The following is a 13111-nucleotide window of genomic DNA, read 5'->3' on the forward strand; positions in this document are numbered from 1 at the left end:
ACGACTAACGACGAGACCCCATGGCCACTCCCAGCGCTAGCTCTTATAACGCAGACGCCATCGAAGTCCTCTCGGGCCTCGACCCGGTGCGCAAACGCCCGGGCATGTACACCGATACCACCCGGCCGAACCACCTCGCCCAGGAAGTCATCGACAACAGTGTCGACGAAGCCCTGGCGGGGCACGCGAAGTCGATCCAGGTCATCCTGCATGCCGACCATTCCCTGGAAGTGTCCGATGACGGCCGCGGCATGCCGGTGGACATTCACCCGGAAGAGGGTGTGTCCGGCGTCGAGCTGATCCTCACCAAGCTCCATGCGGGCGGCAAGTTTTCCAACAAGAACTACCAGTTCTCCGGCGGTCTGCACGGGGTGGGTATTTCCGTGGTCAACGCCTTGTCGACCCAGGTGCGGGTGCGGGTCAAGCGTGACGGCAACGAGTACCAGATGACTTTCGCCGACGGTTTCAAGGCCACCGAGCTGGAAGTGGTCGGCAGCGTCGGCAAGCGCAATACCGGGACCAGCGTGTACTTCGCCCCGGATCCGAAATACTTCGATTCGCCAAAATTCTCCGTCAGCCGCCTCAAGCATGTGCTCAAGGCCAAGGCCGTATTGTGCCCGGGGCTGCTGGTCAGCTTCGAAGACAAAGGCACCGGCGAGAAGGTCGAGTGGCATTACGAAGATGGCCTGCGCTCCTATCTGGTGGATGCGGTCAGCGAATTCGAACGCCTGCCGACCGAGCCTTTCTGCGGCAGTCTGTCGGGTAACAAGGAAGCGGTGGACTGGGCCCTGCTGTGGTTGCCCGAAGGCGGCGACAGCGTGCAGGAAAGCTACGTCAACCTGATCCCGACCGCCCAGGGCGGTACCCACGTCAACGGTTTGCGCCAGGGCCTGCTGGACGCCATGCGCGAGTTCTGCGAATTCCGCAACCTGCTGCCGCGCGGCCTGAAGCTGGCGCCGGAAGATGTCTGGGAACGCATCGCCTTCGTGCTGTCGATGAAGATGCAGGATGCGCAGTTCTCCGGCCAGACCAAGGAGCGCCTGTCGTCTCGCGAGGCGGCCGCTTTCGTTTCGGGTGTGGTCAAGGATGCGTTCAGCCTGTGGCTCAACGCCAATCCGGAGCTGGGCATGCAACTGGCGGAGCTGGCCATCAGCAACGCCGGCCGTCGCCTCAAGGCCAGCAAGAAGGTCGAGCGCAAGCGCATTACCCAGGGCCCGGCGCTGCCTGGCAAGCTGGCGGACTGCGCCGGCCAGGACCCGATGCGATCCGAGCTGTTCCTGGTGGAAGGTGACTCCGCCGGTGGTTCGGCCAAGCAGGCGCGGGACAAGGAGTTCCAGGCGATCCTGCCGCTGCGCGGCAAGATCCTCAACACCTGGGAAGTCGATGGCAGCGAAGTCCTGGCCAGCCAGGAAGTGCACAACATCGCCGTGGCCATCGGGGTCGACCCGGGCGCCGAGGACATGAGCCAGCTGCGCTACGGCAAGATCTGCATCCTCGCCGACGCCGACTCCGACGGCTTGCACATCGCGACGCTGCTCTGCGCGCTGTTTGTCCAGCACTTCCGCCCGCTGGTGGATGCCGGTCACGTCTACGTGGCGATGCCGCCGCTGTACCGCATCGACCTGGGCAAGGAAATCTACTACGCCCTCGACGAAGCCGAGCGCGATGGCATCCTCGATCGCCTGGTGGCCGAGAAGAAGCGTGGCAAGCCGCAAGTCACCCGATTCAAGGGCCTGGGCGAAATGAACCCGCCGCAACTGCGCGAAACCACCATGGACCCAAACACCCGGCGCCTGGTGCAGTTGACCCTTGGTGACGACTACGCCGCGACCTCGGAAATCATGGACATGCTGCTGGCGAAGAAACGCGCCGGCGACCGTAAGAGCTGGCTGGAGTCCAAGGGCAACCTGGCCGAGGTTCTGGCCTGATGCGCAGAGGCTTTGCCCTGGCATTACTGCTATTGGCAAGCTCGGCGATAGCCGGTCCTTTGCCTGAGTTGAGGTTGCTGGCCGAGCATCCGGTAGACGGCATGCGTGGCGGCAACCTGTCGGGGCTGGCGTTGTGCGGCAAGGAGCTGTGGACGGTCTCCGACCGCGACGATGACCAGATCTATCGGCTCGATACCAGCGATCGCGTCTGGCAGGCCGAGACCGTGCGCATCGACGTGCCGCCGGTGCCGGACAGCGGTTTGCCCTGGGGCTTGAATTCACGCACCTGGGTCGCTTCGTTCGTGCGCGGCGGCGACCTGGATTTCGAGGGCATCACCTGCGACAGCGCCGGCAACAAGTATGTGGTCAGCGAGTCCCATGCGGCGGTGTTGCAGCTGGCGCCGACGGGTTCGGCCACCTGGCTGAAGATTTCGCCGATCATGGTGCGTGAGGCACGGGCCAGCGGTATGTTGCTGCACTTCAATGCCTTGTTCGAAGGCCTGGCGGTCAACCCGGCCGGCGACCGGATCTGGCTGGCCGCCGAGCGCGAGCGCCGCGGGCTGCTGTTGATCAAGCGCCAGCAGAGTGTCTGGGATTGCGATGGCGGCTGCGTGCTGCTCAGCGAGGCCGGTCTGGAAATGCAGCCGCCGCAGATGCCGAAAGCCAAGGCGGTGTCCCGGGATTTCGCCGACCTGTCGCTGTTCGAGGGCAAGTTGTTCACCCTCGAGCGCAATGCGTTTCAGGTCTGTCGTCGTGATGCGTCGACGGCCAAGGTCGAGCGTTGCTGGTCGTTTGCCGCCGAGGCGTTGCAGGAAAACCGGCGTTATCCACAGGCCTATGGCCTGACCGAGGCGCTGGTGGTGGATGCCGATGGCGCCTGGATCGGTGTGGATAACAACACCGGTGCCCGTGCCGACGGTGAAAAACGCCCGATCATCTGGCGCTTCGCCGCGCCCGAGGGCGGTTGGAGTACCAAGTCGTGAGCCAGCAGCCACCGGGCAAACGTGCCGGGCGCGTACTGCTGGTGCTGGCCTGGGGCGCCGGGCTGTTCCTGGCGACGCGGTTTTTCGGCGAGTGGGAACAGCGTCAGGAGAACCCCAATGCTGTCGTCACTTCGCAACAACATGAGGGTTACATCGAAGTGAAACTGGTCGGCAACGGCCAGGGGCATTTCGTCGCCAGCGGCCAGATCAACGGCCAGCCGGTGAATTTCATGCTCGATACCGGAGCGACCGATGTGTCGATCCCGTCCGGGCTGGCCGAGCGTCTTGGCCTGGAAAAGGGCGCACCGGTGACCCTGAGTACCGCCAACGGTCGTAGCGAGGGTTATCGAACCCGCCTCGACCGCCTGCAACTGGGCGAGATCGTCCTGCGGGATGTCCGTGCGCTGGTCGCGCCGGGCCTGGGGGGCGAGCAGGTGTTGCTGGGCATGAGCGCTTTGAAAAAACTTGAATTTACCCAGCGCGGCGGCACCTTGCTGCTGCGCCAGACAACGAACTGATGAGGCCCGCATGAGCGACTCCCTGGATCTCAGCCTGGATGGCGTAGAACGCCGATCGCTGGCTGACTTCACCGAAAATGCCTACCTCAACTACTCCATGTACGTGATCATGGACCGTGCTTTGCCGCATATCGGCGACGGCCTGAAACCGGTACAGCGGCGTATCGTCTACGCCATGAGTGAGCTGGGGCTGGATGCCGATTCCAAGCACAAGAAGTCCGCCCGTACGGTCGGTGACGTGCTGGGTAAGTTCCACCCCCACGGCGACTCGGCCTGCTACGAAGCCATGGTGCTGATGGCGCAGCCTTTCAGCTACCGCTACACGCTGGTGGACGGCCAGGGTAACTGGGGGGCGCCGGACGATCCCAAGTCCTTCGCCGCCATGCGTTACACCGAGGCACGCCTGTCGCGTTACTCCGAAGTCCTGCTCAGCGAGCTGGGCCAGGGCACCGCGGACTGGGGGCCGAACTTCGACGGTACCCTGCAGGAACCCCTGGTATTACCGGCACGTTTGCCGAATATCCTGCTCAATGGCACCACCGGTATCGCTGTGGGCATGGCCACTGACGTGCCGCCGCACAACCTGCGCGAAGTCGCCACGGCTTGCGTGCGCTTGCTGGATGAGCCCAAGGCCACGGTCGAACAGCTCTGCGAGCACATTCAGGGCCCGGACTACCCGACCGAAGCGGAAATCATCACGCCGCGCGCGGACCTGCTGAAAATCTACGAAACCGGTCGCGGTTCGGTGCGCATGCGTGCTGTCTATCGCATCGAGGATGGCGACATCATCGTCACCGCGCTGCCGCACCAGGTGTCAGGCGCCAAGGTGCTGGAACAGATCGCCGCGCAGATGCAGGCCAAGAAGCTGCCCATGGTCGCCGACCTGCGTGACGAGTCGGACCACGAGCACCCGTGCCGGATCGTGATCATTCCGCGCTCCAACCGGGTCGACCCCGACGAGTTGATGCAGCACCTGTTTGCCACCACCGAGCTGGAATCCAGCTACCGGGTCAACGTCAACATCATCGGCCTGGACGGCAAGCCGCAGCTGAAGAACCTGCGCGCCCTGCTGGTGGAGTGGCTGGAGTTCCGCGTACTGACGGTGCGCCGCCGCCTGCAGTTCCGCCTGGACAAGGTCGAGCGCCGCCTGCACCTGTTGGACGGCTTGCTGATCGCTTACCTCAACCTGGATGAAGTGATCCACATCATTCGTACCGAGGATCAGCCGCGGGCCAAGCTGATCGAGCGTTTCGCCCTGAGCGAAGTGCAGGCCGACTACATCCTCGATACCCGCCTGCGTCAGTTGGCGCGTCTGGAAGAGATGAAGTTGCGCGCCGAGCAGGACGAACTGCTCAAGGAGCAGGCCAAGCTGCAAGCCCTGCTCAACAGCGAAGCCAAGCTGAAGAAGCTGGTGCGTACCGAATTGCTGCAGGACGCTGAAACCTACGGCGACGACCGTCGTTCGCCGATCGTCGAGCGCGCCGAGGCCAAGGCCTTGTCGGAAAACGAGCTGATGCCGACCGAGCCGGTCACCATCGTTCTGTCGGAAAAAGGTTGGGTACGCTGCGCCAAAGGGCATGATATCGACGCCACGGGGCTGTCCTACAAGGCCGGCGACGGCTTCAAGACCTCGGCCATCGGGCGTTCCAATCAGTTTGCGGTGTTTATCGACTCCACCGGGCGCAGTTATTCGGTGGCGGCACATACGCTGCCATCGGCCCGTGGCCAGGGTGAGCCGCTGACCGGACGCCTGACACCGCCGCCTGGCGCCAGTTTCGAATGCGTGCTGCTGCCGGACGACGAGGCGCTGTACGTGATCGCGTCCGACGCGGGTTACGGTTTCGTGGTCAAGGGCGAGGATCTGCAAGCCAAGAACAAGGCCGGCAAGGCGTTGTTGAGCCTGCCGAACAACGCCAAGGTGCTGTTGCCTCGGCCGGTGAGCGATCGGGAACAGAACTGGCTGGCTTCGGTGACCACCGAAGGGCGTTTGCTGGTGTTCAAGATCAGCGACCTGCCGCAGCTGGGCAAAGGCAAGGGCAACAAGATCATTGGGATTCCGGGGGAGCGAGTGGCCAGCCGCGAGGAGTACGTGACCGATATCGCGGTACTGCCGGAAGGCGCGACACTGGTGCTGCAGGCCGGAAAGCGTACCCTGTCGCTCAAGGCCGATGACCTCGAGCACTACAAGGGCGAGCGCGGTCGCCGGGGTAATAAACTGCCACGAGGCTTCCAGCGAGTGGATGCGTTGTTGGTAGAAACTCTCAATTGATGCGGCTTAGAGCGTCCGATCTGCTATTTAACCGGTAGAACGGCGCTACAACACTGGAGTCATGGCGCATATTCACGGATGATATGCGCTTTCAAGCGCCGGCGTGGCTGAGCGTTATTCAGGGTTATTTTGAGTATTTACACTGTGGCTAGCCTTGTGGCCGCCACCTGGATGGGATGATGACTGCTCTGCGCCTTCCTCTTGTTTTCTTGCTCGCTGGCGTTCTTGGCCTGGCGGGTTGCAGCGTACACCAGCCGGTGTCGCTGTATCAGCTGGACAGCGGAAGTCCAGCTCAACCGGCACAAAGTGCCGGCATGGCCGTATTGCTGGGGCCGGTACTGGTTGCCGACTACCTGCAACGTGAAACCTTGCTGCAACGCCAGAACGACGGCAGCCTGCAGGCTTCGACCGACGGTCGCTGGGCCGGCAGCCTGTCTTCCGATATCGATCAGTTGCTGTTGCGCCAGGTCGCCGGACAACTGGACAGCCAGCGGGTCGTACTGGCGCCGGCGAGTACCGGTTTCACTCCGGATGTGCAGGTATTGTTGTCGATCACACGCCTGGATTCAGGCGCGACGCAACCGGCGGTTCTCGATGCGCAATGGCGCCTGATCGATCGCCGTGGGCAGGTGCGCGACAACCGTATCGTTCATCTGCAGGAGCAGCATGCGGGTACCACCGCGTCCCAGGTCCAGGCCCAGGGTGTACTGCTGCAACGCCTGGCCGAGCAGCTGTCTGGTGCCCTCAAGCCGCTGGCCAACCAGCCGACTGTAGCCGAGGTGCCACGCAAGGCGGCGCCAGCGCCGGCGGCAAAACCGACCGAGCAGGAGAAGCAGCCGAAGATTCCGATGGCCACGCCAATCCGCACGGATATGGAAGTGTTCCGCTTCTGAGTGTCGCGCTTCCAGGACAAAGCCCGCTGATCAGCGGGCTTTGTCGTTTCTAGGGAGTTGTTCGGTGGCTTGGGTGCTCTGCGGTGTCCTGCAGATTGCTATCGCGGGCAAGCCTCGCTCCTACAGAAACAGGTAGGTGCGAGGCTTGCCCGCGATGGCGTCAGCCCGATCAATGCCCAACAAAAAGCTCGCATCGCTGCGGGCTTTTTGTTGGGTGGCTGGTTTAGAGCTTGGCCCGGGTCTCGTGCATCCGCGCCAATTGTCGCTCCAGCATCGATGGGTAGGGCTCCATCAGGCGCTCGACGCAGCAGGCGCCTTCCGGGCTGGCGATCGGACGAATGCGCGCACGCTGACGAATCAGGGCGTCATCGTTGACCTTGCGCTCGACCAGCAGCAGGTTGCGGCTGTGCTGGGACAGCGCCAGGGCGTCCTGGGCGGTTTCGGTCAGCAGCAGGTCGATCTGGCTCAGGCCGAACAGCTCGTCGCCCAGGGTCAGGCCCAGTTGCAGCTGCAGGGTGATGCCGCTGTCGGCCACTTCGATCTGCAGGGCGTGGCCCAGGGCGCGTAGCAATTCACCGCAACAGATGGCGTTGGTCAGGTAGTCGTCGCCACTGTCTTCGCTATGGAACAGCATCAGTGTGCTGCCGTCGTTCAGGGTGTGCAGTTCGCTCTGGTACAGCGAGGCAGCCTGGTCGAGGCAATCGCGATAACGCTCCAGCAATTCCGTCAGGCGGGCACGGGGCAGGCGGCGCAGTTGCTCCTGGGCGCCCAGTTGCACGGCCAGTACCGCGCTGTGCTGCGGTTGTGCCGGTACTGCGGGTTTTACGATCGGCTTGGCAGCGGTCGCGGTGGACGAGCTATCGCGAAGATCGGCGAATGGGTCTTCATCGTCGGCCAGATCCTCTTCAGCGCTGACCACATGCCGTGGTGCGGGCTTGAGGCCGGCCATCGGAGCGCTTTCATCGAAGCTCGGGTCACGCAGGTTGCGTACCTCGAAGGTCGGTTCCGCGTCTTCGCTGTCGTCGTAGTCGGTGTCGTCGAGCTCGGTTTCCGGTTCGGGCTCGACCTTCTCCGGCGCAAAGCTGGCATGCAGCTGGCGCGCCAGGTCGCCGATTTCGTCCTGGCGCTGGGTGGCCGGGGTGTGCGCATCGATATCCCGCAGCCAGACCCGCAGTTGCATCAGCGGCGTGGAGATGTGCCGGCCCAGGCGCAGGCTCAAGGCCAGGGCCAAAGCCAGCAGGATGGCGCTGAGAATGCCCATGCTCTGCAGGCTGATGGTCATCGGCTGCTGGAACTGTTCCATGTCCAGGCTGATGCGCAGGTTGCCCGCGGTCACGTCCTGGAAGGTGATCTTGGTCTGGTAGACGCCTTCGGTTTCACCCAGCAGGCTGCTTTTCGGGCGTTGACCGGCTTCGGCGAGGATGCGGTTGTCCACGCTGTAGATCGCCGCGTGGGCCACCAGCGGGTTCTTGGTCAGGTTGTTCAGCAGCACGTTGAGGCTGAGGATGTCGTTGGACACCAACAGCTCGGTGGCCGAGGTCGCGGTCTGGGTGGTCAGGCTCTGACCCAGGGCGTCGGCTTGTTCGTGCATGGCCTGCTTGAACTGCAGCCCCATCACGCAGGCATAGATCACCAGGGCCAGGGCGACCAGGATCACGTTATGGCTGGCAATGCGCAATGCAATCGGTACACGGCGATGACGCAGTGCACGGAAGATCAGCAGGAAGAAGTTATCGGTTTTAACTGGCGTGGGCCGGTTCACTGAGCTCGGCTCTTTTGTCCGTGAAGTTGAGGCGCAGTATAGCGACAGGCCCTAGACCGGCAAAGCGCTGGCTGTGCCCGATGGTCACTGAAAGTGGGTAGAATGCGGTTTTTTTCCACCTGCGGGGGTGCGCCTTGCGCGAAATCGTCCTGATAAACATCACCGGTGAAGACCGTCCGGGTCTCACTGCAGCCATTACCGGCGTTCTGGCCCAGGGTGGTGTGAACATTCTCGACATCGGTCAGGCGGTGATCCACGACACTCTGTCGTTCGGCATCCTGGTTGAAATTCCGGAGAACGAGCAGAGTTCGTCGGTGCTCAAGGACATTCTGTTCACCGCCTATGAACTGAACCAGCAGGTCCGTTTCACGCCGGTTTCCGAAGAGGATTACCAGCAGTGGGTCGGTGGCCAGGGCAAGAAGCGCCATATCGTGACGTTGCTGACCCGCAAGGTCACCGCCGAGCAGTTGCAGCGCGTCAGTTCGATCACCGCCAAGTACGGCCTGAACATCGACCATATCGATCGCCTCTCCGGGCGCATGCCGCTGGATACCCCGGCCGACAAGGGCAAGGGTTGCATCGAGTTCTCCGTGCGTGGCGAAGCGGCCGATCCGCAGGCGTTGCGTGCCGAGTTCCTGAGCGTCGCCCAGGAGCTGAACGTCGATATCGCCTTCCAGGAAGACTCGCTGTTCCGTCGTAACCGCCGCCTGGCGGTGTTCGACATGGACTCGACGCTGATCGAGGCGGAAGTCATCGACGAGCTGGCCAAGGCGGCCGGCGTGGGTGACCGCGTGGCGGAAATCACCGAGCGGGCCATGGCCGGCGAGCTGGATTTCCGGGCCAGCTTCAAGGAACGCCTGGCCTTGCTCCAGGGCCTGGACATCAAGGTGCTGGACTCCATCGGCGCATCGCTGCGCCTGACCGAAGGCGCCGAGACCCTGTTCGCCGAACTCAAGCGCCTGGGCTACAAGACCGCGATCCTCTCGGGTGGCTTCACCTACTTCGCCAAGCAATTGCAGGCCAAGCTGGGGATCGACTACGTATTCGCCAATGAGCTGGAAGTGGTCGACGGCAAGGTGACCGGTGTCGCGGTCGAGCCGATTGTCGACGCCCAGCGCAAGGCCGATCTGTTGCGCGAGCTGGCTGCCAAGGAAGGTTTGCGCCTGGAGCAGACCATCGCGGTCGGCGACGGCGCCAACGACCTGCCGATGCTGGCGATCGCCGGCCTGGGCGTGGCCTTCCGCGCCAAGCCGCTGGTCAAACAGTCGGCCAAGCAGGCGATTTCCACCCTGGGCCTGGATGGCGTGCTTTATCTGCTGGGTTTCCGCGATCGCGACGGCCAGCTCTGAGCCGAGTCCAAGGCAAAAAAAACGCCGCGATCCGCGGCGTTTTTTTATCTCCGGCTTTTTATGCCCAAAGCTCAGGCCTTGGGTAGACCCATGCCCTGGCCCATCTGCACCGGCGAGCCGGCCATCAGTTCTTCGGCCCACTGCACTTGCTCCGGCCCGAACAGCACGATCGCGGTGGAGCCCAGCTTGAAACGGCCCAATTCGGCGCCCTTTTCCAGATGGATCGGTGCGCGGGCGGCTTCGTCGTAGCGCACGGTCTTCAGTTCGCGCTTCGGCGGAGTCACCAGGCCGGCCCAGACGGTTTCGATCGAAGCCACGATCATCGCGCCCACCAGCACCACGGCCATCGGGCCGCGCTCGGTATCGAAAACGCACACCACGCGCTCGTTGCGGGCGAACAGCTCCGGCACGTTTTCCGCGGTGGTCTGGTTGACCGAGAAGATCCGCCCTGGCACGTAGACCATTTCCCGCAGGGTGCCGGCCAGCGGCATGTGCACGCGGTGGTAGTCCTTCGGCGACAGGTAGATGGTGGCGAAGTCGCCGCCCATGAAGGGGGCTGCCAGGGCCGAGTCACCACCCAGCAGCTCCAGCACGCTGAAGCTGTGGCCCTTGGCCTGGAATACCCGGCCGTGTTCGATCGGGCCGAGCTGGCTGACCGCGCCGTCGGCCGGGCTGAGGATCGCGCCCGGAGTCTGGTCCAGCGGGCGGGCGCCGTCTTTCAGGGCGCGGGTGAAGAAGGCGTTGAAGTGCTCGTAGGCGGTTAGGTCTTCCACCAGCGCTTGCGACATGTCCACCTGATAACGCTTGGCGAACCAGGCGGTGAAGGCATTCTTGAACCAGCGCACGCGGCACTCGGCAATGCAGCCGGCCAGGCGCGACAGCAGGTGATGAGGCAGCAGGTACTGGCTGAGGATAAACAAACGCTTTTTCATTAACTGTCCTTAAAACCTTAAATCTCTACGGGCGTGTCAGGGTGGTTGCCCCATTCGCCCCAGGAACCGGCATAGCCTTTGACTCGCGGATAACCGAGCGCCTTGGCCACCAGGTAGGTGAAGCCAGAGCGGTGGTGAGTCTGGCAGTGGGTAATCACTTCTTTGTCTTTGCTGATGCCGAGTTGTTCGAGGATCTGCGGCATGTCGGCGCGGATCCGCAGGTTGCGCGCCTGGTCCATGCCCGCCGTCCACTCGAAGTTGATCGCGCCAGGAATGTGTCCACCCTTGGCGGCGAGGACTTTCTCTCCCGAGTACTCCAGCGGGCCGCGGGCATCCCAGATCGCCAGGTCGGCCGCGCCAAGCCGGCTTTGCAGGTATTCGCGGGTGGCGGTCGGCTCGTCGTGCAGGGTCAGGGCGACAGGGCCGGCAACGGCAGCCGGGACTTCGCTCGAGACCGGCAGGCCGTCCGCCAGCCAGGCCAGCAGCCCGCCATCCAGGTAGTGGTAGCGGGAGTGGCCGATGACATCCAGCAACCAGATGAACCGCCCGGCCCAGCCGCCGCCTTCGTCGTCGTAGACCACGTAGACCGCATCAGGGTTATGCCCCAGTTCGCCGAACAGGGCTTCCAGGGCCGCCTGTGGTGGCATCAGCCCGGGCGCCGGCGCCTGACCGAGCTGGGTGCGTTTAGGGTCGACGAAACGCGCGCCGGGGATGTGGCCCGCGGCATAGCGGGCGGCGCTGGTCAGGTCCACCAGAATCAGTTCGCGGGCATCCAGGCGAGGGAGCAGGTCGCTCGGCTCGATCACCAGCGGCAAGCCAGAGAAGTCAGGCATGTGAGGTCTCCAGGGCACAAAGGGGAGGATTGTAGCGCAAGCGTCAGCGGCTGCGGTTGGTAAAGCTGTGCAGGGCCTTTTCGATGCATTGGGCGGTCTTGCCGAACGCCTGTACGGAGATTTCCGAGAGGGGCTGGCCACCCTGGTCGGCGACGATCAGCATGATCACCCGGCCATTGCTGGGCACCGAGCGCATCAGCAGATGCTCGCCGCGAAACAGCGTGCGCAGGCTGGTGGGCAGGCGGGCGGAGAACTGGGCGTTGTTGGTCGGTGTCAGGCGCACTTGCGCCGGGGCCTCCAGCAGCCGCTGCAATACGCTGCTCTGGCTGATCGTCAGCATCAGGCTCGAGGCTTGCGCGGGCAGTCCGGCGATCTGATGCACCCGCAACTGGGTCCGCGTGCGATCGACCATCAGCAGCATCACCCGGCGCATGCCGCACGCCACCAGGGCGTCGCGGGCAAAGGTGGTGAGGTGCATGGCATTGCTGAAACGGCTGGGTTCCACCAGCAATTCGCTGCACTGCTTGCGCCATTTGGCCAGGTCTTCGGCGGTTGGCGCGGCGACCGGGAGCTCGCCGCGATGCACGCGCCGGGCCTCCCAGGGCCAGAGCAGCGCCTCGGCCGGGTGCCACAGGTCGGGCATGTGATGATGCCGGGCACTCTGCGCGGCTTGCTGGTGCAGCTGTTGTTGCAGCTCATCCATCGACATTTGCAGGTACAGGCTGGTCAGGTATTGCCAGCGCATGCAGTGCGGGCCGGTCCAGGACTCTTGCGCCGAGAGGGCCAGGGCGTTGGCCAGCAACACACTGTTGGCCGGCTGGTTCAGCCAGCGCTGTAGGGCCGGGTCGGCATCCAGGCACTGTTGCTGGTGCAGCGGGTGGGCGTTATCCCGGGCAATATGCAAGGCCTTGGCCAACTGGTCCTGCTCGTCGATCAGCAGGCGGTAGCCTTGCTGTACCCAGATCGGCAGGTGCCAGGCCTCCACCAGGGCCTGGCCCAGTTGAAGCAGGCCGACGCCGAACAGTTGCTGCTCGACCTCCTGGGCCGGTTCGGCCTTGTGGACGACCCGCAGCTCCCACTCTTCGAGCAGTTTTGGATAGGTCAGCGCCAAGGGCCACAGCGGCGAGAGAAACAGCAGGCTGCCCCAGTGAATGTCCTGCCAGAGCCTGGCCAGGCGCCCGGCGAAAAAGCCGTTGGCCTGTTGGGTCGCATGCTGGCTGATCAGTTGCAACTGGCGCAGCCCGACCGGGATCTCCTGCTCGGGCTGGGCAGGCAGGCGGGCGAGCAATTCTTCGGTGCGCGCAAGGCCCAGGCGGTTGAGGGCAACCTCGAGGTTCTCGGCCGGCTCGCCCATGCTGCCGTGGGTGTGGCGATTGGCTTCGCGAATCACGCTCAAGGCCAGCGCGGGGCTGTCCTGCATCAGGTCGGCAATGTCGCGCAACGAGCTGCGGCTGTCCCTGATGGCTTTGCAGACCCGATCGTGGCTGGCTTGCGGCACCGGCAAGCGGACCGCGTCAAGCAGCTTTATCCAGGATTCGAGGGAGTGGGGGGTGGTAGTTGGGACTGTCGTTTCATTAGACATGGCTGGGCGCAATCATCGTCTGCTGTAAACACGCCCAGAGCGGGCCAAACTGGCTTTTCGCC

10 protein-coding genes are annotated in these 13111 nt (G+C 63.7%); 6 read left to right on the plus strand and 4 right to left on the minus strand.

The genetic code is table 11. The features are described from left to right. The first annotated feature begins 20 nt into the window (after positions 1–20). The 5 genes from parE (at position 21) to IF690_RS03685 (ending at position 6591) form a co-directional block, all read left to right on the plus strand. Complete coding sequence (gene parE, locus IF690_RS03665; RefSeq protein WP_023970200.1) at positions 21–1928, plus strand: DNA topoisomerase IV subunit B; 1908 nt, start codon at positions 21–23, stop codon at positions 1926–1928. Beyond that, a complete protein-coding gene (locus IF690_RS03670; protein WP_202698886.1) occupies positions 1928–2911 on the plus strand; it encodes an esterase-like activity of phytase family protein in 984 nt (327 codons plus the stop codon). Before parE ends, IF690_RS03670 begins: the two co-directional genes overlap by 1 nt. Further along, positions 2908–3429, plus strand: coding sequence for a retropepsin-like aspartic protease family protein (locus IF690_RS03675; RefSeq protein ID WP_202698887.1), 522 nt, complete (start codon positions 2908–2910; stop codon positions 3427–3429). The genes IF690_RS03670 and IF690_RS03675 overlap by 4 nt, the downstream gene beginning before the upstream one ends. A 10-nt stretch (positions 3430–3439) precedes the next feature. After that, complete coding sequence (gene parC, locus IF690_RS03680) at positions 3440–5698, plus strand: DNA topoisomerase IV subunit A (RefSeq protein ID WP_009041892.1); 2259 nt, start codon at positions 3440–3442, stop codon at positions 5696–5698. A gap of 179 nt (positions 5699–5877) precedes the next feature. Continuing rightward, positions 5878–6591: a PqiC family protein gene (locus IF690_RS03685; RefSeq protein ID WP_202698888.1), complete on the plus strand. Its 714-nt coding sequence runs from the start codon at positions 5878–5880 to the stop codon at positions 6589–6591. Between the two features lie 223 nt (positions 6592–6814). Here the strand turns inward: IF690_RS03685 and IF690_RS03690 are convergent, their stop codons facing one another. Beyond that, on the minus strand, positions 6815–8353 hold the full coding sequence (locus IF690_RS03690) for an AhpA/YtjB family protein (protein WP_202698889.1): 1539 nt from the start codon (positions 8351–8353) through the stop codon (positions 6815–6817). A gap of 134 nt (positions 8354–8487) precedes the next feature. Between IF690_RS03690 and serB the strand changes: the two genes are divergently transcribed. Continuing rightward, positions 8488–9702: a phosphoserine phosphatase SerB gene (gene serB, locus IF690_RS03695; RefSeq protein WP_202698890.1), complete on the plus strand. Its 1215-nt coding sequence runs from the start codon at positions 8488–8490 to the stop codon at positions 9700–9702. Positions 9703–9773: 71 nt separating this feature from the next. Here serB and asd read toward each other — a convergent pair whose 3' ends face one another. From asd to IF690_RS03710, 3 genes are read right to left on the minus strand one after another with little or no spacing between them, the layout of a single operon-like run. Further along, positions 9774–10634, minus strand: coding sequence for an archaetidylserine decarboxylase (asd, locus tag IF690_RS03700; RefSeq protein ID WP_202698891.1), 861 nt, complete (start codon positions 10632–10634; stop codon positions 9774–9776). A 17-nt stretch (positions 10635–10651) separates the two neighbouring features. Next, positions 10652–11467, minus strand: a complete 816-nt coding sequence (rhdA, locus tag IF690_RS03705; RefSeq protein WP_202698892.1) for a thiosulfate sulfurtransferase — start codon at positions 11465–11467, stop codon at positions 10652–10654. A 43-nt stretch (positions 11468–11510) separates the two neighbouring features. Further along, complete coding sequence (locus tag IF690_RS03710) at positions 11511–13049, minus strand: HDOD domain-containing protein (RefSeq protein WP_202698893.1); 1539 nt, start codon at positions 13047–13049, stop codon at positions 11511–11513. Positions 13050–13111 lie beyond the last annotated feature (62 nt).

It is taken from the genome of Pseudomonas sp. SK3(2021), assembly GCF_016772375.1.
GTDB lineage: Bacteria > Pseudomonadota > Gammaproteobacteria > Pseudomonadales > Pseudomonadaceae > Aquipseudomonas > Aquipseudomonas chlororaphis_I.